The sequence below is a fragment of the Otoolea muris genome, from assembly GCF_943193115.1.
Lineage (GTDB): Bacteria > Bacillota > Clostridia > Lachnospirales > Lachnospiraceae > Otoolea > Otoolea muris.
On record NZ_CALPCY010000001.1, the window covers coordinates 91,700 to 112,680 of the forward strand.

Below are 20,981 nucleotides of genomic sequence, written 5' to 3' on the forward strand. Positions count from 1 at the left end.
TCGCTCTCTTTTACTCCTATGACGATATATCCGCCATTAGGTTATCATAGTCATTTGCAAAAGCACAAATAGAATGAATAATATCATTAGGATTCCAGCCTGTTTTATACTCTACACGGTCATGTTCAACAACACGTCCCTCCAGCAAAGTTTCTATCTTTAATGGTATCATTCAAATGCCTCTCTTTCCGCTATCGATTGCTTACGGTAATTTTGTTATACGTTACAAATATTTGCGTATTTCTTATATTTCTATTACCTTTCCTCATTTTAGAAAAATTCCTCCTGGAACAAATCACTATCTGCGCTGTACGGCGGAGATTACCATCCACCCTACGCATAACGGCAGGCGTCCACACACCTCGCCGTATGCCCGTTTCCGAAATCTGAGACCTGCGGACGCCCGGCCATACAGGCGTCGCTGCGCCTGGGACAGCGGGGATAAAAGGGGCATCCTGAAAAGCCGGCGGGCAGTCTTTCACCGGCGTCGGCCAATCGTTCACGCTTTGCCTCTTCTTTCCCTTCTCCCGCCTCTTCCCCTTTCTCTCCCGCCTCCGGCCTGGTCTCCACGATCGCGTCGAGCAGCAGCTTTGTATATGGATGGGCGGGCGCATTATATATATCTTCGGAAAGGCCCTCTTCCACGATCTCTCCCTTATAGATGACCGCCACCCTGCGGCAGATCCGGCGGATGATGCTCAGATCATGGGAAATGAAAAGCATGGTCATGCGGTGTTTTTCGTGCAGCGCCAGCAGCAGGTTTAAAATCTGCGACTGGACGGTTACATCCAGGGCGGAGACCGGCTCGTCTGCGATCAGAAGGCGCGGTTCCATGAGAAGCGCGGCCCCGATGCTGATCCGCTGGCGCTGCCCGCCGGACAGCTCCCGGACGCGCCGCCCGGCAAAGGACGGGGCAAGGCCGATATCTGTGAGCATCTGCGCCGCCATCTCTTTTCTCTTTTCCTTATCCCGGATTCCCCGAAGCTTTAACGTCTCCTCCAGGATCCAGCCGATCTTCCTCGCCGGGTTTAAGGAGCTGAACGGATCCTGAAAGACCATCTGCGGCCGGCTGTCCTCTTCCATCCACACGGTTCCCGTGTACTGGCTGTGCAGGCCCAGTATGGTCTTGCACAGCGTTGATTTCCCGCACCCGCTCTCGCCCACGATCCCCAGGATTTCCCCCTCATACGCGGTCAGGCTGATATCATGGATCACATGCTTTTTTCCTTTTTGCCGGAACAGGCCGCTGTTTACGTCGTAGAAGACGTCCAGATGCTCAAGGCGCAGAATCTCGCGCCCGGACGGCTCGAAATGCTTTGCTTCCGGCACAGAGGCCACGAGGCGGCGCGTGTAGCTGTGGCTGGGGTGATAGAGCACATCTGTCACATCCCCCTCTTCCACCAGACAGCCCTCATAGATCACCAGCACGCGGCTGCACAGCTCCCGGACTACGTTTAAGTCATGGGAAATAAAGAGGATCGAGGTTTTATGCTCCTTGTGGATCCGTTTTAACAGCTTGATAATCTGCGCCTGTAAAATGACGTCCAGCGCGGTGGTCGGCTCATCCGCGATGATTAGGGATGGCGCGCAGACCAGCGCCATGGCCAGCATCACCCGCTGGCGCATGCCGCCGGAGAGCTCATGCGGATATTTTTTACACAGCTCCTCCGGATCCGGAAGCTCGGCCTCCGTGAGCGCCCAGATCACCTGTTCATGGATTTCCCGCCTGTTCAGATCCGTGTGCAGGAGCAGGCTCTCTTCCACCTGCTTTCCGATCCGCATGACGGGATTTAAGGAGGTCATCGGTTCCTGGAATACCATGGCGATCTCATTGCCTGTAAACTTTCTTCTCTTTTCCGGGCTCATTTCAAGCAGATCCTCGCCGCGGAAACGGATCCTGCCGCTTAAGATCTTCGCCTCCTTTGGCAGAAGGCCCATAATGGCCAGGGCAATCATTGATTTACCGGAACCTGATTCGCCCACAACGCCCAGGATCTCGCCTTCCTCGAGCTTAAATCTCATGTTGCACACCACTGCAAAGCCTTTATTTCCCTTTGGCACGCTGATATTCAGACTATAGATATCCAAAAGCGGATCGTTCTTTTTATTTTTCGGCTTCCAAAACCACATACCGGCCTTCCTCCTATTCCTGCAGCGCGCGCAGTCCCTCGCTTACCATGCTGAACCCCAGTATAATCAATATGATCGTCACGCCCGGAAAGATCGCGTACCACGGCGCGTTAAACAAAAAAGACTGGGCCTCGGAGAGCATCCGGCCAAGGCTGGGCTCCGGCGGCTGGATGCCAAGGCCCAGATAGCTCATGCTGGCCTCCGCAAGCACTGCGTTGTTAAAGCCTATGGCCGCGGCTGTCAGCATGCTCACCCTGGCGTTTGGCAGGATATGCAGAAAGATAATCCGCAGGCTCCCGGCCCCCATGATGCGGGCGCTCTTGACATAATCCAGCTCCCGGCAGCGGATGACCTCGCTGCGCACAATCCTGGCAAAGCTGGGGATAAAGAGGATCCCCAAGGCCAGGATGATGTGATAGCTGCCGGGCTCCATGAGGCTTACGAAAATCAGGGCTAAGAGGATGCTGGGAAACGACAGCAGGATATCATTAAAGCGCATGATGAGATTGTCCGCCCATCCGCCGAAATATCCTGTCACAGCCCCCACGATGGTTCCGAACACGCCGCCGATCAGCACAGTGCAGACCGCCACAAAAAAGGTGCTTCCGCTCCCGTTCATCACGCGGCTTAAAATATCCCGGCCAAAATTGTCGGTTCCCATCAGGTGCGCGGCGCAGGGCGCCAGATTGACGGCCATGGGATCCATGGATGTCGCGTTGTAGGGCGTCCACACCTGTCCGAGCAGGGCAAACAGCAGGAAAAAGGACGTTATGCCAAGTCCGATGGCCAGATTCAGATTCTTCTTTTTCATCATCTTCTCCTTATAGTTCTCTCGTTTACGCTGTTTTTACCCTGGGATCCAATACCTGGTACAGGACATCCACCACAAAATTCACGAGCACCACAACGGCGGTCACATAAAGAACGATCGCCTGCACCACCGGATAATCGCGGTTTGAGATCGAGGAGATCAGAAGTCCCCCCACCCCGGGGACGCCGAACACCTGCTCTACTACAATACTGCCCGCCAGGATCTCCGCCGCCGCCATGGCCAGAAAGGTGATGACCGGGATCATGGCGTTTTTCAATACATGGTCGCACAGCACGCCGTCGATCGTATTTCCCTTGCTGAACGCGGTCCGCACATAATCCTTTTTCATCTCGGACAGAATCGCTCCCCGCAGGAATTTCACTGTCATCGCCGCCTTTGGCAGCGCCACGGCTATGGCAGGGAAGATTAAATACGTTGCCGCCTCCGCCAGATCCTCGGACGGCGGCGTGAATTTCCCGGGCTGGAACACATGCAGGACAAGCCCAAAGACATATGTCAGGATCATACCCAGAAAAAAGGGCGGGACAGCCATCACGACCTGCGACGCCTGATTCACCGCCGCATCCTGCCATGTCCCCTGATAACAGGCGCTCAGAATGCCGATCGGGATGGATACGATCAGGATCATGGCAAACGAAATCACGGCCAGAAGAACCGTCACGGGAAGCCGGTCCTTGAGAAGCGATGCGACGCTCACCCCCGCATAGCGGTAGGATTCGCCGAACTCTCCCCGGACCGCTCCCAAAAGCCAGTCTGCATAGCGCTCCGGCAGGGAGTCATTTAACCCCATCTCCTCCCGCAGGGCCGCAAGCTGCTCCTCCGTCGCGTCTTTCCCCAGCCTCGAGAGGGCCGCGTCGCCCGGGATCACGGAAAAAGCGGTAAACGACAGGAAGGAAATTAACAACAATGTGATAATGAGAGTCATCAGTTTTTTTACAGCAAATTTCATATTTCCCTCCTGCGGTCCGCCGCTTTAGTATGTTGCCCGCCGCTGTCCGCACGAGCCGGTTCGTTAAGATGTATGCGGGCTGTGGTTTTTGTGAGAAGGCCGCCGGCGCCTGCTTATTCCGCTACCCGGTAAAGCGCCGCCATATCCTCCGCCGCCGTGGGGTAGAAGGTATAGCCGGCCAGGTTCTTTCTCACCGCCACCAGGTTCGCCGGATCCTCGATAAAGACAGCCGCCGCGTCCCTTGCCAGGATCATCTGGCACTCTTTATAGAGCTCTGTCTTCTTGGCATCATCAATCGTAGCGAACGCCTCCTCAAACACCTTGTCATACTCCTCATTGGAATAATGCATGAAGTTTTTGGAATTGCCGGTGACGTATTTCATAATCAGATCACTGGGAACCATGGTTCCGTCAAATCCAATCACTGTGGCCTCAAAATTCCCGCCTTTATAGACATCCTCCAGCCAGGTGCTCCAGTCCACCTGGTTTAAGGTTGTGCGGACCCCGATCTGCGAGAGCTGATCCGCAATAATCTGGGCTGTATCCACGTGCTGGGAATAGGAGCTCGGCACGGTGATCACCAGGTCAAAGCCGTCCGCATAACCGGCCTCGGCCAGAAGGGATTTCGCCTTCTCCGGGTCATAGCTGTATACGGTTTCCGCCTCCGGCTCATAATATTTGCTCATATTCGGGATCATATGACTTCCGATGATATGGCTCTTTCCCCCGAAAATAAAACCGTTGATCGCATCGCGGTCCACGCCGTAGCAGAGCGCCTGGCGCACCCTTGTATCGCTCAAGGGGCCCTCGCCGCTGTTTAAATACATCCCATGCACCAGATTCATGCTGCCCTCAACGATGTTGTAATCCGGCCCGATGGTCTGCGCCTGAGCGGTCGTTAAATATTTCAGGATATCAATGGATCCGGCCTGCAGCTCCATGTACGCGGCGTCCACATCCGCGATAAACTTAAACTGCACGGTGTCAAGGCTCGGCACGCCTTCCTGCCAGTACCCGTCGTATTTCTCCATGACAATGTTCTGCCCCGGCGTGTAGGAGACGAACTTAAAGGGGCCGGTCCCCACCGGGCTTTTCACCGGATCCTCATTGGCCTGCGGAATGATGGCCAGCGTCATCATCGGCAGAAATTCCGAATAGCTCTCCTTCAGAGTCACCTCAATCGTCTTTTCATCCTTCACCGAAGCGTCCGCAACAATAGAAAAAGCGGAGGATTCGCCCTGAATCTCCGCATATCGATCAATGGAATATTTGACGTCTTCAATCGTCACAGGCGTTCCGTCATGGAATGTGATCCCGTCTCTCAATGTGAAGGTATAAACCTTTGCATCATCGGAAACCGTATAACCGCTTGCGACTGCCGGCACGAGATCGCCGGTTGAAGCAGGCTTTACAAGCCCTTCATACAAATTGAATACCACGTCTCTAGTTCCTGCGTCCGTTTCTACATGGGGGTCAAGACTAGCCAGATCCTGCGTCATGCCGAAAATGACGCTCCCGCCTGGTACTGGTGTTCCTTCTGAAAGAGTATTACTGCTTTCTTCCGCGGAGGACGGCTCCTGCGCGGTCTTTCCGCCGGCCTGGCTCTCCTGTGCCGTCCCGGCCCCTTCTGTACCCTTGTCGCCTCCGCACGCGCAGAGTGCAACAGATAACAGCAGGGGGATTACGCCTGAAAGAAGGGATTTCTTTTTCATAGTTTGTTCCTCTCGAATTCGTAATATTCTCTCATTATTAAATTGTCTTTTTCATTATAGCAGGTTTTGGTTAAAATGCAATGTATAAATCAGGATTTTGGCGGTGGTTATGTGGGGATCGCTGACCGCCTCAATATTTCGCCGCCGCCCGCACAAACGCCCCCATCTCCTCCTCCATCTGCGCGCGCAGCTTCCCCTCCTGCGCCCGGACCAGCTTTTTATCTCTCACCAGTATCTCCCCGTCCGCCACTGTCATCTCCACATTGGACGCGTTCGCGGAGTAGACCAGCGCCGAATACGGATCATAGCACGGAAACATATTCATGGATTTTGTCTCCACCAATATCAGATCCGCCTTCTTTCCCGGCTCCAGGGAGCCGATTTCGCGCTCCATTCCAAGCGCCTGCGCGCCCCCCTTTGTGCCGAGCGCCACGATCTCTGAGGCGGGAAAGAGGCTGCGATCGCGGTTCTTTGTCTTGTGGAAGGACGCGAAGAGGCGGAACTGGGTAAAGAGATCCAGCGTGTTCCCGGAGGAAGCCCCGTCGGTGCCGAGCCCGGTTTTTACGCCGGCCAGAAGGAGCGCTTTAACTGGGGCCACGCCTTTTCCGGCTTTGGTGTTTGAGCCGATACAGTGGCTCACGGCCGTCCCGCTCCCGGCCAAAAGGCGGATATCGTTTCCGGTTAAGTGGATACAGTGCGCCGCCAGCAGGCGGGGGCCGAGAAGATCCAGCGCTTTCAGGAACTCCACCGGCGTCTTGCCAAAGTTCTTCCTGAAATACGCGAGCTCGTAGTCCATCTCGCTGGCATGCAGCGTCAGGAGCGTATCATACTCATCCGCCAGGCGCTTTGCTTTTTTTAACATCTCCGGGCTGCTGGTGTTTGTGGCATGGGGCGCGACGGCCGGGCGGATCCGGGGATGGCCTTTCCATTCTTTCACAAAGCGCCCTGCCAGGGCCAGGCCGCCGTAGGGCGTCCGGCTGTCGCATGTAGGCTGGCCGATCACGGTTTCGCCGAGGACTGCCCGCATGCCCATCTCATCGCACGCCCTGGCGACCTGATGTTCAAAATAGTACATGTCCACAAAGGTGGTCACCCCTGCCAGAAGCATCTCTCCCGCGCCGTAGCGCGCCGCCCGGTACACAAGCTCCTCGGTCATGGCCTCATTTTCCAGGGGAAATAAGAAGCGGCGCAGCCGATCCGGGCAGTCGTCCCCCAGTCCGCGGAACGGCATCATGGAGACGTGGCAGTGCGTGTTGATAAGCCCGGGCAGCACAATCCCGCGCTCCGCGTCGATCGACTCGTCCGCCGGCGGCAGAGCGGCCGGATCGCCCGGCATCTCTCCCAGATCGCGGATTCTGTCATCTTCAAGAAGGATCCATCCCGGATCCAGCGCGCGCATCTGCGCATCCATGGTCAGGATCCTGGCGTTTTGTATCAGCCGTTTCATTTCGTTTCCTCCGTCTCTTCTCCCTTTGGCGCCTGCCACGGCGCGGTCGGGGCGGCCTCATTGGCCATGCGGTTTATGTACTCGTTGCGTATCTTTGAGTAGGCGAATTTCTGGCTGGAATAAAGGCTGTAATAGCCGGACAGCGTGAAGCTGACGCCGATCACAAAGACAAAATACGGCATGGCTGTATAGCCGAACAGCTCAAAGCCCAGAAGCAGCGTGGAGATCGGGCAGTTCGTCACGCCCACGAACAGGGCCAGCATCCCGCAGGCGGCCATCAGGCCATGGGGCTGTCCTGTTAAACCTCCGAACAGCGCGCCGAAAGAAGCCCCGATCGACAGGGTCGGCACAATCTCGCCGCCCTTAAAGCCTGCCTCCAGCGTGACGGCAGTCAGTACGATCTTCCACAGAAACGCCGTATGGCTGGCTTCTCCCTCCATGCTCTTTTCGATCAGGGAGATCCCGCTGCCGTTATACTCCGTCCCGCCGCTTAACACGGTCAGCGCGATCACAAGCAAAGCTCCGGCCGAAACCCGCAGGTACGGGGAGGCGAACCATTTTTTGTAGAAATGGCCCGCGCCGTGCAGGCATATGCAGAACAGCTCCGCCACCAGCGCGCACAATATCCCCAGAAGCACGATCAGCGCCGCCATCTTTAAGTCAAAATCCGGAACCGCGCCGATCGCAAAAGCCTCCGGCTTCAGATGAAAATACTTTGAGACAGCCGCGCCGATAAAGGATGCGAAAATGCACGGCGCGAGAGCGGCATAGTACATGACGCCAATGCTTGCGACTTCCATGGAGAATACGGCGGCGGCCATCGGCGTCCCAAACAGGGCGGCAAAGGTTCCGCTCATCCCGCACATCAGCGCGATCTTCTGATCTTTTTCGTTCAGGCGCAGCGCCGCCCCCAGCCGGCTCCCGATGCTCGCGCCCATCTGGAGCGCCGCTCCCTCTCTCCCGGCGGATCCGCCTGTCATCTGCGTCAGAAGCGTTCCGCAGAATATGGCCGGCGCTGTCATGAAGCTCACCTGACCGTTCATGCGGATGGATTCAATGACCATATTCGTCCCGCGGTTTTTATCCTCGCCCAAAATGTGGTAAATCCACACGATCAGGACGCCTGCCAGGGGCAGGAGCCACAGCATCCACAGATGGCTCTTAAAAAAAGCGCCTGCCCGGAGCAGGCTGTGGCCGAACACCGTGCCCAGAGCCCCGGTTATCAGGCCAATGCAGCAGGAAATCAGGCTCCATTTCACAAAGTAGCGGACGTTTTCCATCAGAGGCGCGTCTTTGTTAAACATCTCCATACATTTTTCTCCCTCAGACCTCGTAAATCCCCTTAGATTTTACAAGCCTGGGCCGGTATCCCGCGCGTTCGAGCGCATCCATGATCGTATTCTTGTGATCTGTTCCGAACGCCTCGATCGTGATCCGCAGCTCCACGGCCGCGTTGCGGTTGATGCTGACAAACTGGTTGTGCTCCAGGCGGATGACATTGCCCTGCTCCTGCGCCAAAAGGGTGGATACCTTCGCGAGCTCGCCCGGCTTATCCGGCAGGAGGACGGATACGGTGAAGACGCGGTCGCGCTCAATCAGGCCGTGCTGCACGATGGACGCCATGGTAATCACATCCATGTTTCCGCCGCTTAAGATAGAAACGATCTTCTTTTTGCGCACGTCCAGATGCTTTAGGGCGGCCACGGTCAGAAGGCCGGAATTCTCCACGATCATCTTGTGGTTTTCCACCATATCCAGGAAAGCCACAATCAGCTCCGAGTCCTCGATGGTGATGATATCGTCCACATTTTCCCGAATGTAGGGAAACAGCCGATCCCCGGGGGTCTTCACCGCCGTGCCGTCGGCAATGGTATTGACCGTCGGGAGCGTCACGACTTTGCCGGCCCTTAGGGATTCCTGCATACAGTTCGCGCCCGCGGGTTCCACGCCGATAACCCGGATCTTCGGGTTTAAGAGCTTTGCCAGCACGGAAACGCCGGTGCAGAGCCCGCCCCCTCCGATCGGGACCAGGATATAGTCCACCGTAGGCAGTTCCTTGATGATCTCCATGGCAATGGTCCCCTGCCCGGCCGCCACATCCAGATCGTTAAAGGGATGGATAAAGGTATATCCGTGCTCAGCCGCCAGCTCATTGGCGCGGGCCAGGGCCTCGTCAAACACGTCGCCGCAGAGCGCCACCTCCGCCCCATAGCTGCGCGTGCGGTTCACCTTCATCAGGGGCGTGGTGGTGGGCATCACGATCACAGCCTTACAGCCCGCCAGCTTGGCCGCATACGCCACGCCCTGCGCATGGTTTCCCGCAGAGGCCGTGATCAGGCCCCGGCTCCTCTCCTCCCCGGAGAGCGTGCTGATCTTGTAAAATGCGCCCCGCACCTTGTAAGCGCCTGTATACTGCATATTTTCGGGCTTAAAATAGACCCGGTTGCCTGTTATATTGGAAAAATGCTCGCTGTATACCAGCTTTGTCTCTGAGATCACGCGGCCGACTGCCTCGGTCGCCTCCTCAAACTTTTCCAGTGTAAGCGCCTCTGCGCATGCAAGCGCTTCCTCTCTGCTCTCTTCTGTCATGTCCATATCCTCTGCCTCCGTTCCTCTCCCGTCTTATTCCGCCCCGCTGTCCGTGCGTTTAAATAAGGCGTTTACAAAATCGCCTGCGTTGAATTTCTGCAGATCATCAATCGTTTCGCCGATCCCGACGTATTTGACCGGGATGCCCAGCTCGGACTGAATGGCGACCGCGATGCCGCCCTTGGCCGTCCCGTCGAGCTTTGTCAATATGATCCCCGTGATCTGCGCGGCCTCCATGAACTGCCTGGCCTGAGAGAGGGCGTTCTGCCCCGTCGTCCCGTCCAGGACCACCAGCGTCTCCCGGTACGCGTCCGGATACTCCTTGTCAATGATCCGGTTGATCTTCCTGAGCTCCTCCATCAGGTTCTTTTTATTGTGCAGGCGGCCCGCCGTATCGCAGAGCAGGACATCCGCGTTTCTCGATTTCGCGGCCGCGATGGCGTCGTAGATCACAGCCGCCGGATCCGAGCCCTCCTGCTGGGCTATCAGCTCCACGCCGGCCCGCCCGGCCCACTCGGTGAGCTGCTCAATGGCCGCCGCGCGGAAGGTGTCGGCCGCCGCCAGAATCACCCGTTTTCCCTGGGCCTTTAGCTGGCCTGCCAGCTTGCCCACAGAGGTGGTCTTTCCCACGCCGTTCACGCCGATCACCAGCACAACGGACTTTTTGTTCTCAAACTCGTAGGCGTTTTCTCCCAGATCCATCTGCTCGCGGATGCTGTTTACCAGAAGCTCCTTGCACTCCGACGGCTCCTTTACATGGTTCTCCTTCACCTTGCGGCGCAGATCCTCGACGATCGCCGTAGTGGTGCGGATCCCCAGATCCCCCATGATCAGCGTTTCCTCGATCTCCTCGTAAAAATCATCGTCGATGGCCGAAAAGCCGCTGAAAATCGAATCAATCCCTGACACAATGGAATTTCTCGTCTTCGTCAGCCCCTCGACCAGACGGCTGAAAAAGCCCTTTTTCCCTTCGCTCATCGCATCTCCTCCTTCTATATTAAGTCAGCTCATCTTCAATCAGGTTGACGGACACCAGCGTGGACACGCCCTTTTCCTGCATCGTGATACCGTACAGGCGATCCGAGGAGACCATGGTCCCTCTCCGGTGCGTGATCACAATAAACTGCGTGTACCTGGTCAGCTTGTGCAGGTATCCGGCAAAACGGTCTACATTGGAATCATCCAGCGCCGCCTCGATCTCGTCCAGAAGGCAGAACGGGGACGGCTTTAGGTTCTGGATCGCGAAGAGAATCGCGATCGCGGTCAGCGCCTTTTCCCCTCCCGAGAGCTGCATCATGTTCTGGAGCTTTTTGCCCGGAGGCTGGGAAATGATCTGCACGCCTGCTTCCAGGATGTCCTCATCCTCCAAAAGTTCGAGCACTCCGTGGCCGCCCCCGAACAGTTCCTTAAAGACCTTGTCAAATTCGCGGCTGATCTCGCGGAATTTCTCGTCAAACTGACGGCGCATCCCGCTGTCCAGCTCCCCGATGATCCGCTCAATCGCCGCCTCGGACGCGACCAGATCGTCGTGCTGGCCTTTCATGAATTCATACCGCCCGGAAACCTCCTTATAATCCTCGATGGCGTTGACATTGACATTTCCAAGGGCGCGGATCGCCTCCTTAAAGCCCTGGGCCGCCTTTCTCATCTCCGGGACCGAAGTCAGCTCCCCGTCCCTCAGCTCCTCCGCGCCGGTGTAGGACAGCTCGTATTCGCTCCACATATAGCTGACCTCGCGCTCCATGCGCTCGTCCAGCTTCTCCTTCTGGCCCTGTATGCGGAACAGATCGCGGTCCAGAAGGTTCTGCCGCCCGGTCAGTTCCTCCTGCTGATCGAAAAAGGTCTTCTGGCGCCTTGTCTTTTCTTCTCTCTCCTGCTCCCTGGCCTCTAACGAGCCGGAAAGCGCCCGGGCCGCCGCGGCCGCCTCCTCAATCTGCTCCTTTAAGGAGGCGATCTCCGCCTCTTTCCCGGCAATGGCCTGGCCGCTTGTATCCTGTCCCCGGGCAAGCGTTTCTTTTTCCTGAAGAAGCTTTAGCGCCTCCTCCTCCACGCGCCGGATGTTTTCCTCGATAAATTCCGCCTTCTGGCGCACGCCCGAGACCTCTAAGCGCGCCCCGGAAAGCGCTCCCGCCGCCTGCCCGCGCTTTTCTGTAAGGCTCTCCAGACGGGCGCTCTCCTCCCTGGCCAGGCGATCCTTGTCCCCGCTCAGCTCCTCTAAGCGCGCTTCCTCTTCGCTCAGCCGCGCGGTGTGTTCTTTGAGCTCATGCACCTGGGCGTTCAGCGTTTCGTTTTCAGCAGCCAGATCCGCCGAAGCCTCCCGGATCTCCTGCTTTTTTCCCTCCAGGCGGCGGATATTCAGCTCGCACGTATTCTGTGTAAGGCGCGCCTTCTGCTCTTCCTCCCGCACGCCGGCCAGCGCCTTCTTCGTCTCCTCAAGAAGCGTCTCATTGGCCGCCAGCTCCGTTTGCACCTGCTCTACGGATATGAGGGCTTTTTTGCATTTTTCCTGCAGCTCCTCGATCTCCCGCTTGCGTCCCAGAAGATTGCTGCTGTTTTTAAACGCGCCGCCGGTCATCGAGCCGCCGGGGCTTAAAAGCTCCCCGTCGAGTGTCACAATCCGAAGCGCATAGCGGTACTTTTTCGCCAGGGCGATGGCGTGGTCGATCTGATCCACGACGACCACGCGCCCTAACAGATATGCGATCAGCGCCCCATACTGCGCGTCTGCCGTCACCAGCGCGCTTGCTAAGCCCAGGACGCCGGGTTCTTTAAGCGCGGCCGTCTCCCGGAACGGGGCGCGCTCCGCCATGCTGTTAAGCGGCAGGAAGGTCGCCCGCCCATAGCGGTTTTTCTTTAAATATTCAATCAGGCGCTTTGCCGTCTGCTCTGAATCGGTCACGATATTCTGGATGCTGCCTCCCAGCGCCGTCTCGATCGCCGTCTCATATTCTTTTGTAGTGGAAATGATGTCCGCCACCACGCCGTGGATGCCGAAGATCCGGTCCCGCACCTCCATGACGCGGCGGATGCTGCCCCCGTAGCCGTCGTAGCGCTCCGCAAGGTTCCTCAGGGATTCCAGCCGCGTGGCGCTGGTGTGGTACTCCTGCTGCATGTAATTCAGCCGCTGGTTTAAGCGTTTTTCCTCATTTTGCGCCGCCTTTTCCTGTTCAGACAGCCCCTTCTCCCGCTCCGTCAGGGAAGTAAGCTGCGCAAGGATGCCGTCAAGGACAGCCCTCTCCTCCCGGATCCGCTCCTCCTCAACCGATTCGTCGCTCCTGAATTTTAAGAGCTTCTGGCTCGCCTGCGCCCGGCGCAGATCCGCCTGCTCCAGCATGGTCTCACAGCGCTGCTTTTTGGCCGCCAGCTCCGCCTTGTCATTCAGCGCGGCGATGATAGCGGCCTTGGCCTCCTCCATCCGCCCCTGCGCCCCTGCAATCGCCTGATCCAGGGCCTCGGCCGCGGCCGAAAGCTCCCTAAGCTTCTGATCGGTTTTGTCAAGCTCGCGGGAAAGCGCTTCCTTTTCAAGCGTATAGGCGGCCTTCTGGCTGTCCTTTGCGGCCTTCTCGCCGTCGATGGAGGACATGCGGCTTTTGATGTGCTCCTCATTCATCCGCTCTGTGTTAATCTGTTCCCTTAAGACCCCGATGCGGCCCTCCAGGCTCTCCTTTAAAAGGTCAAGCCGCCCGGCTTCCCCGCGATCCGCGGCTATCTGCTCCTCCAGGGCGGAGAGCGAGGCGATAAGCGCCTCGTACTCCCCCTTGATCCCGGCCGCTTTTTCCTTTACATCCTCCAGATCGCCTGCCGTTACGGCCTCGCGCTCCTTAAGCTCTTCCCGCTGCGAGCGGATGGCCTCCATCTCGGCCAGGAACAGGTTCGCGTCATATCGTTTTAGGCTGTCCCGCAGCCTTAAATACTCCTTTGCCGCCGCGGACTGCCGCTCAAGAGGGCCCGCCTGCTTTTCAAGCTCAGACAGGATGTCGCGCACGCGCACGAGGTTCTGCTGCTCATCCTCCAGCTTTTTCTGGGCAACGGCCTTGCGCCGCTTAAATTTGACGATGCCGGCCGCCTCGTCGAACAGCTCCCGGCGTTCCTCCGGCTTTCCGCTTAAAATCTTGTCGATCTGGCCCTGGCCGATGATGGAATAGCCTTCCTTGCCGATCCCGGTGTCATAAAAGAGCTCGTTGATATCCTTTAAGCGGCAGGAGCTGCCGTTGATCTTGTATTCGCTCTCCCCGGAGCGGTAAAGCCGCCTGGAAATCGTCACCTCGTCATAGCTGATCGGGAGCTTGTGATCCGAATTGTCCAGCGTGATGGCCACATAGGCAAAGCCCTGGGGCTTGCGCATCTCGGTTCCCGAAAATATGACGTCCTGCATGCTGCCGCCGCGGAGCTGCTTGATACGCTGCTCTCCCAGCACCCAGCGCACCGCGTCGGCCACATTACTCTTTCCGCTCCCGTTTGGACCCACAATCCCTGTAATCCCGTTGTGGAATTCAAACAGCAGCCGGTTGGCAAAGGACTTGAAGCCCTGTATCTCAATGCTTTTTAAATACATATCCCACCTGTCCCTGTCTGTGCGCAGAGCGTCTGGCGCAAATCCCGGGCAGCCGTGACGCTGCCTTAAAGCGCCGTTTTCCTAAAGGTTAAACGCCGTCCTTCCTGAGCTTTAAAATACCGCGGTACGCGGCAAGCTGCTCCGCCGCCTTTTTCGTCCTTCCGATCCCCCGGCCGATCTCCTCGTCCCCCAGGCGGGCGGCCACCTCAAAGCGCTTGTTGTGATCCGGCCCGGATTCGTGCAGAAGCACGTAATTCAGCTCTTCACTGTCCTCGCTTCCCTGCACGATCTCCTGCAGGATTGTCTTGCTGTCATAAAAAAGCTTTTTGTGCTCCATGTCATTCAAGATGAAGCGGTGGATAAACTCTTTCGCGCTGGCAAAACCGCCGTCTAAATAAATGGCCCCGATCAGCGCCTCCATGGCGTCCGAGACAACGGAGTGGCGCAGCCGCCCGCCCGTGGCGTCCTCGCCCCTCCCGAGCCGCAGATAGCTCCCCAAATCAAGCTCCCCCGCGCAGTAGGCAAGCGTCGGCTCGCAGACCAGGCTGGCCCTTGTCCTTGTCAGCTCCCCCTCCGGCATATCCGGATATTTACGAAAGAGAAACTCGCTGGAAACCAGCTCCAAAACCGCGTCTCCCAGGAATTCCAGCCTCTCATTGCACTCTGATTTATCCCCAAAATGCTCGTTCGGATACGAGCTGTGCGTCAGCGCCTGGCCAAGAAGCCTCCTGTTGCGAAACTCATATCCCGCGCTTTTCTCAAGCTCTCTAAAATGCTTTTCCATGCCTGTCCTTTCTGAATGCGGGCAGCCGCGCCAAACCGCGTTTTTTTGCGGTTTGTATGCATCGCGAAGCGTGTTACGGTTCACGGAACGGCTGTTTTGTATCCGTTCCGTGAATAGTAATGATTGCGAAAGCAGCCCCGTCTCCGGAACTGCTCCCATCCGAACCGCTCAGCCAGACTGAACCGTCGCCCCCATTCACACGCGTCAGTTTAACGCGCCCTTAATCTGCTCTACCGCGTCCCCGACCGTCACGATCTTCTCCGCCGCCTCGGTCGGAATCTCAATGTCGAATTCCTCCTCAATTCCCATGATAATCTGGAAAATGTCCAGCGAATCCGCCCCCAGATCATCCACAAACGTGGTGTTCATTGAAATCTCATCCGTCTCTACGTTGAGAACTTCCGCAATAATACCCTGTAATTTTTCAAATTCCATACCTTTCTTCCTCTCTGCCCTCCTATTCCTGCGGAAACAGGCTTTTCTTTATCTTCTCATTAATCTCCTGCTCTTTAAATGTGACGCACTGGATGATGGAGTTGCACACCTCCGCGCGTTTGGAATTCCCGTGAGTCTTGACCACCAGCCCGTTAAGGCCCAGAAGCGGCGCTCCGCCGTAGCGGCTGGCATCAAAGCTCTTAAGCGTCTCCTTCAAAGCCGGCTTTACCAGAAGCGCGCCGAGCTTGGAGCGGAGATCGGTCATCATGCCCTGCTTCACCTTACTGATCAGCGTGGCGCCTACTCCCTCGTACAGTTTCAGAATCACATTCCCCACAAACGCCTCGGACACCACCACATCCGCTCCGCCGTGCGGGATCTCCCGCGCCTCAATGCTCCCTGTAAAGTTGATGTCCTCACATGCCTTTAAAAGCGGGAACGTCTCCTTTACCAGGGCATTCCCCTTCTCCTCCTCCGCGCCGATATTGACGATCGCCACCCTGGGTCTTTTGACGCCCATCACGTGCTCCATATAGATGGATCCCATCCTCGCAAACTGGACAAGGTGGGACGGCCTCGCGTCCACATTCGCCCCGCAGTCAATCAGAAGGGAAACGCCTGTCTCAGTCGGAATCAGCGGGGCCAGAGGCGGACGCTCCACGCCCTTTAAGCGTCCGACCAGCACCTGCCCCCCGACCAGTATCGCCCCGGAGCTTCCGGCTGACACAAAGGCGTCCGCCCCGCCCTTTTTCACCAGGTTCATACCCACGACAATCGAGGAGTCCTTCTTTTTGCGGATGGCGTTCACCGGCGGCTCCTCCGTCTCGATCACCTCCGACGCGTGGACCACCTCTATCTGCTCCCTGTTATATGTATGCCCTGAAAGCGCCGCCGATACGGCGTCCTGCTTTCCGACAAGCATTACCCGGATATCCTGCCTGGCATTCACAGCCATAACCGCCCCGGCCACAATCTCGCCCGGCGCATGATCTCCTCCCATCGCATCTACCGCTACCTGAATCATGAAACCACTCTCCTTTGCTGTGATATCCCCCTTCCGGGGGCGGACGCGTCGCGTAAAAGCGATCCGCCAAAATCTATAAAATAATATACTAAAGATCAGGGTATAAATCAATACCTTCGGTTAAATCCCAAGCCACTTCTTAATCCCTTCCATCCTCTGCAGCGCATCCGCCCTCCCGAGCTCATACGCCGCATCAAGCTTCTTCACATCATGCTCCGTCCGTTTCAGCTCCAGCGCCATGCTGGGGCGGATGACGAAGAGCTTTCCGGCGGCTTCCAGGCGTTCGATCTGGCGCACTGTGCGGTTATAGTTCTCGTGACGGCGGCGCAGGGCTCTCGCAAAGGCCGGGTAGCGCCGATAATAGATTCCGGGCAGCCATCTGCGCTCCGGCTTTTTTACATAGCCCCTGGGGCGCGTCATGATGACGACGAGCCGCCTAAAGCCCAGCCTGTGAAACGCGCCTACAGGTATGCTGTCTGTGCAGGCGCCGTCCAAAAGCTTCATCCCCTCTGCCCGCACGATGCGGGAGGCGTACGGAAGGGAGGCGGAGGCGCGCATCAGATCTACCTGGGCTCTCATGTCCGTGATCGGGAGATGCTCTGCTTTTCCTGTCTCCACGTTGCTGCAGGTTACGTAGAATTCTGTTTTTGAGGCGTTGAACGCTTCAAAATCGTATGGATCAAGGCGCTCCGGAATCTCATGGTAGCAGAACTGCTCGCCTGCGATATCGCCTGTGAGGATCAGGTTCCGGAAGCTTACGAAGCGCTTGTCGTTGCAGTATTTTTTATAATAGCGGATGCTGCGCCCCTTTTGCCCGGAGACAAAGGAACAGCCGTGGATTGCTCCGGCCGATACGCCGATCACGCCGTCAAACTCTATTTCATGCTCCAGAAAAACATCCAGGACGCCGGCTGTATAAATCCCGCGCATCCCGCCGCCTTCTAATACCAGTCCCGTCTTATCTGTCTTTTTCATTGTCACATCTTCTTTCCATAATCTTTCTTTATGTTTCCGTCTCACATTCAATCGCGGGCGCTGTTTACGCCGGGGCAGCCCTCAGCGCAGCGCGTCTTTAAGCTCCTCAAAGCGTTTGGTTCCCTGAATAAAGACGTATTCGCCCGCGTCAAGGGCCGCGCATTCTTCCGGTGCGGCTTCCCTGCCGTTAATATAGCTTATCCCGTAACAGCCAATAGAATTCATCTCATCCTCATCCGGCATGCCGTTCTGGTTGGCGTCGTCGAAATTGACGGTTTTTATCTCTGCCACGGTCTTCATTGTATGCGAATCGTCCATTTCCATGTATGTGGCGTACACAATGGCCCCCGCATAATCATTGTTATAATTTCTCAGACGGTTTTTTCCCGGCTGGTATTCATATCCCGCATTTCCCATCACGCCGTACCGCCAGCCGTCCATCACAGTATAAACCGTTCCGCCGCTGTAGGTGTACAGGCTTGTATAAAAACCGTTGACTCCGGCGACCAGCTCTGGTATATCGTCCCCGTCAAAATCGATCAGATCATACATTATCATCCCTTCTGTGTCCTCCAGATCGCAGAGCCGGCTCACCGCCCTGTATGCCTCCTGGTAGCTGGCAAACTGGCCGTTTTTCTTTCCGCCTGAGAGGGATCTCCGGATCTCCGGGACTGTCAGAGGCGTTACCTGGGACGAAATCTGAGCCGACAGCGCCTCCTGGGCTACGAAATACGGGGCAGAATCCTCTGTATCCCGGCCATAGCCGTAGTAAACGGACGCGGCGCCTGCCGTTCCATAGGTCGCAATCCACACCACATCTGTATTGCCGTCATAATTTACATCATAAAAGGAAACGGCGTCAAGGCTTTTAAATGCCTGCCCGGAAAGGCTGTCCGGGACAAAGGGCGGTATCTCGGCCAGGATCTCTTCCCCCTGCATCAGCCGGACCGTGAACTCCGGATTCTCATCCGAGGGCGCGAGCGGGACAAAAAAGACCGGGCCGTCATACTCGCTGAGCTCTGTCTCGAATGTCTGCTCTGCAATGCAGCTTTCTCCAAACCGTTTTTTCAGGCTGTCCGCTCTTTCATCCTGCGCCGCGTCCGGCTCCCGCGCCCCGGTTGCCGGAGCGCCTGTTATCTGGGCCGCCTTTTCGCCCCCGTTTCCCGGCTGCGCCGCCGCTTCGTCCGCGGGCAGCAGAGCCTCCGGATCGCTGACCGGCTCTTCCTCCCCACCCGCCCCTTTTAAGGACAGTGTTTCCTCCTCATTTGCCGAACTACCGGCCGCCCCCGCTTCCAGAAGCTGCGCGGGCAGCTCCTTTTTGCACGCGGTCATCATGCCTGCTAAAAAAAGCGCTAAAACAAACCATCTGTTCTTTTTTACCCCACACCGCCTGTGTCTTCTCATCATTATTCCTCCTTATAGTGCTTCAGACAGCGCCTTTTGTGATCTCATATGCCTCATACGCATGATCCAGATGGTAGCCCAGCTTTTCCGCCAGAGCCGCCGACCACGGGTTCTGCGCGTCCCAGCTCGGATACCAGCCCCGCTTTATGCATTCCAGAATCAGCTTTGCCCCGCACACGAGGGCCAGGCCCTGTCTCCGGTAATCCTCTCTTGTGTCAATCTCTACCTCTATGCCCCTGATATAACCAGAATATGACGACGCCCCGGAAACAGGCTCCCCGTCTTTTAAGATAACCGCTCCCAGACCGTATTTCTGATATGCGGCAAAATCTTCATACTGCGCGGCCCAGTCCCTGCACCATCCGATCTCCCAACAGCGCCATAGCGGAATCCGGCTCTTTTTCAGAATTTGCAAAGATCGCCCCCATCACGCTCTGGAGGCAGGACCATATCATGGTTTCCTGCCATCCGCCAAATAACCGGGCCGCCTTTTCCGGCTGGTTCATCCTCCCTGTCATTTCAGCCTCCTCTCATAACGGTCTGATCTGTTATAACCTTTTGGCATTATAACACATGCAAATTGCCGCTGCAACTTGAAAGCCTTTAAAATATATGGTACGATAGGATTGGAGATTATTGTTAAGAGTAGCATATTGGAATTCTTCCCCGCGCGGGGATTTATAAAGTGAGGAAGCAAAAGATGAGCTTTAAGATGAGATCACAAAATATAATGGAAAAACTTACCCGTCAGGGCACAAAAAATCTCCTGGCATCCGCCGCCCTTAAGCTGCTTGTCGCAATCGGCTTTTTTGTCGTCTTCGGATTACTGCGCTCCCACTCTGTGGAGAGCTGTCTGAGGACACTGAGGCAGGAAGCCGAGGAGTCAGGCAAAAACGTGTACCGGCAGTTTTCTTCCCTCCGGGATCATCTGGAGATACTGGCGGATATCATTGCACAGGAGGGCCTGGAGGATTCGGCGCATCTGATGAATATCCTGGCGCCCCATGAAAACATTGATATGATTTCCAGGCTGGGCATCATTTTGCCAGACAACCAGATTATCCAGCAGGACGGAACCCTGGCCGATCCCGTAAATGGGATTACCTTTGACGCGCTGGCTGAAAAAGGCGCCTTTATTACAGATATCGAACCGGATAACCTGGATCCGGAGCATCCGGTTTTATTTTCCAATGTCCCCATTGTCATCGACGGCGAAACTCAGGGGATCCTGTTTGGGGTGACAGAGCTTAACGACATACCCAATTATATTGAAGTAAATGCTCTGGATAGCAATGCCTCTCTTTTTATTATCGATATAAAAAATAAACAGTTTATCATGGATACACTGCACAGCACGCGGGGAACTTCCGAGTCGTTCCATGGCCGCGAGATCAAAAAAGGCTTTCAAAGAGACCAGATCATCAAAGATTTTGCGGAAGGCAGCGGCGGGGTATCCGCCTACTTATCTGAAAGCACCGGCGAGTACCTGTATGCGGCCTATGAACCCGTTGGCATTAACAAGTGGTTTGTTATGCTGACGGTTCCGGAGCGCATTGTCCTCAGCGAGGCGATCTACATAAGGAAAATATTGCTGTGCCTGGGGATTTATGAGGCTGCCTTGCTGTTTATACACGCCTGGTGGGATGTCATCCGCACGCAGAAGGAGCTGCGGGCCATCAAAAATATAGCGAGCACGGATATGCTTACGAATCTGAAAAACAGGAACGCCTATGAGCAGGCCCTGGAATTGTATTCAGGCAACCGGCCGGAATGCCTCTCCTGTGTTTACGCCGATGCGAACGGCCTTCACGAGCTGAACAACAGCCAGGGCCATCATGCCGGGGACAAAATGCTGCAGTTCGTGGCAGACGCCATGGTCGAAGCCTTTGGCGACGGGTCGGTCTACCGTATCGGCGGCGATGAATTTCTGGCCTTTTCCGAAGCAGATGAACGCACGGCAGGAGAAAAAGCCAGCCAGGCAAAGGAGAAGGCGGCCACAGCCGGATACCATGTCTCAGTGGGAACGGCGTCCGGCGGAAAAAAGGCCCTGGTTACGGATATCGTAAAAGCAGCGGAAAAACGGATGTATGAGGATAAGAGGCAGTATTACATGAATCAGGGGGATCGGCGCAGCGTGCGCTAGAG

Annotated in this window: 18 protein-coding genes; 1 reads left to right on the top strand and 17 read right to left on the bottom strand. The window is 56.4% G+C overall.

The window, feature by feature from the left end:
* Window positions 1–16: 16 nt before the first annotated feature.
* The 17 genes from NFS31_RS00430 to NFS31_RS26980 all read right to left on the bottom strand — a co-directional run bounded on the left by NFS31_RS00430 (window position 17) and on the right by NFS31_RS26980 (window position 19,354).
* A complete protein-coding gene (locus tag NFS31_RS00430) occupies window positions 17–172 on the bottom strand; it encodes a hypothetical protein (protein ID WP_251490402.1) in 156 nt (51 codons plus the stop codon).
* 161 nt (window positions 173–333) lie between these two features.
* The gene (locus NFS31_RS00435) at window positions 334–2,130 is read right to left on the bottom strand and encodes a dipeptide ABC transporter ATP-binding protein (protein ID WP_251490405.1); all 1,797 of its coding nucleotides are present in this window, start codon (window positions 2,128–2,130) and stop codon (window positions 334–336) included.
* 13 nt (window positions 2,131–2,143) lie between these two features.
* On the bottom strand, window positions 2,144–2,941 hold the full coding sequence (locus tag NFS31_RS00440; RefSeq protein WP_251490972.1) for an ABC transporter permease: 798 nt from the start codon (window positions 2,939–2,941) through the stop codon (window positions 2,144–2,146).
* A 25-nt stretch (window positions 2,942–2,966) separates the two neighbouring features.
* Complete coding sequence (locus NFS31_RS00445; RefSeq protein WP_251490407.1) at window positions 2,967–3,911, bottom strand: ABC transporter permease; 945 nt, start codon at window positions 3,909–3,911, stop codon at window positions 2,967–2,969.
* 113 nt (window positions 3,912–4,024) lie between these two features.
* On the bottom strand, window positions 4,025–5,623 hold the full coding sequence (locus NFS31_RS00450) for an ABC transporter substrate-binding protein (protein ID WP_251490410.1): 1,599 nt from the start codon (window positions 5,621–5,623) through the stop codon (window positions 4,025–4,027).
* 130 nt (window positions 5,624–5,753) lie between these two features.
* Window positions 5,754–7,070, bottom strand: coding sequence for an amidohydrolase (locus tag NFS31_RS00455; RefSeq protein WP_251490413.1), 1,317 nt, complete (start codon window positions 7,068–7,070; stop codon window positions 5,754–5,756).
* A complete protein-coding gene (locus NFS31_RS00460; protein ID WP_251490416.1) occupies window positions 7,067–8,380 on the bottom strand; it encodes a chloride channel protein in 1,314 nt (437 codons plus the stop codon). Before NFS31_RS00460 ends, NFS31_RS00455 begins: the two co-directional genes overlap by 4 nt.
* A gap of 13 nt (window positions 8,381–8,393) precedes the next feature.
* On the bottom strand, window positions 8,394–9,659 hold the full coding sequence (ilvA, locus tag NFS31_RS00465) for a threonine ammonia-lyase (RefSeq protein ID WP_251490974.1): 1,266 nt from the start codon (window positions 9,657–9,659) through the stop codon (window positions 8,394–8,396).
* Window positions 9,660–9,692: 33 nt separating this feature from the next.
* Window positions 9,693–10,637, bottom strand: a complete 945-nt coding sequence (gene ftsY, locus NFS31_RS00470) for a signal recognition particle-docking protein FtsY (RefSeq protein WP_251490419.1) — start codon at window positions 10,635–10,637, stop codon at window positions 9,693–9,695.
* A gap of 19 nt (window positions 10,638–10,656) precedes the next feature.
* Entirely contained in the window at window positions 10,657–14,214 is a 3,558-nt protein-coding gene (gene smc / locus NFS31_RS00475) for a chromosome segregation protein SMC (RefSeq protein WP_251490422.1), read from the bottom strand.
* Between the two features lie 88 nt (window positions 14,215–14,302).
* Window positions 14,303–14,998: a ribonuclease III gene (rnc, locus tag NFS31_RS00480; protein ID WP_251490425.1), complete on the bottom strand. Its 696-nt coding sequence runs from the start codon at window positions 14,996–14,998 to the stop codon at window positions 14,303–14,305.
* Window positions 14,999–15,202: 204 nt separating this feature from the next.
* Window positions 15,203–15,433, bottom strand: coding sequence for an acyl carrier protein (gene acpP / locus NFS31_RS00485; RefSeq protein ID WP_251490428.1), 231 nt, complete (start codon window positions 15,431–15,433; stop codon window positions 15,203–15,205).
* Between the two features lie 22 nt (window positions 15,434–15,455).
* Window positions 15,456–16,457 (bottom strand): phosphate acyltransferase PlsX, encoded by a 1,002-nt coding sequence (gene plsX / locus NFS31_RS00490; RefSeq protein WP_251490431.1) that lies wholly within the window; start codon window positions 16,455–16,457, stop codon window positions 15,456–15,458.
* A gap of 120 nt (window positions 16,458–16,577) precedes the next feature.
* A complete protein-coding gene (locus NFS31_RS00495) occupies window positions 16,578–17,432 on the bottom strand; it encodes a patatin-like phospholipase family protein (RefSeq protein ID WP_251490434.1) in 855 nt (284 codons plus the stop codon).
* An 81-nt stretch (window positions 17,433–17,513) separates the two neighbouring features.
* Window positions 17,514–18,839: a hypothetical protein gene (locus tag NFS31_RS00500; protein WP_251490437.1), complete on the bottom strand. Its 1,326-nt coding sequence runs from the start codon at window positions 18,837–18,839 to the stop codon at window positions 17,514–17,516.
* 19 nt (window positions 18,840–18,858) lie between these two features.
* Window positions 18,859–19,251 (bottom strand): GNAT family N-acetyltransferase, encoded by a 393-nt coding sequence (locus NFS31_RS00505; RefSeq protein WP_331482393.1) that lies wholly within the window; start codon window positions 19,249–19,251, stop codon window positions 18,859–18,861.
* On the bottom strand, window positions 19,169–19,354 hold the full coding sequence (locus tag NFS31_RS26980; RefSeq protein ID WP_331482394.1) for a GNAT family N-acetyltransferase: 186 nt from the start codon (window positions 19,352–19,354) through the stop codon (window positions 19,169–19,171). Before NFS31_RS26980 ends, NFS31_RS00505 begins: the two co-directional genes overlap by 83 nt.
* Window positions 19,355–19,536: 182 nt before the next feature.
* Here NFS31_RS26980 and NFS31_RS28135 point away from each other — a divergent pair, with 182 nt between their 5' ends.
* Entirely contained in the window at window positions 19,537–20,979 is a 1,443-nt protein-coding gene (locus tag NFS31_RS28135; protein ID WP_251490440.1) for a sensor domain-containing diguanylate cyclase, read from the top strand.
* Window positions 20,980–20,981 lie beyond the last annotated feature (2 nt).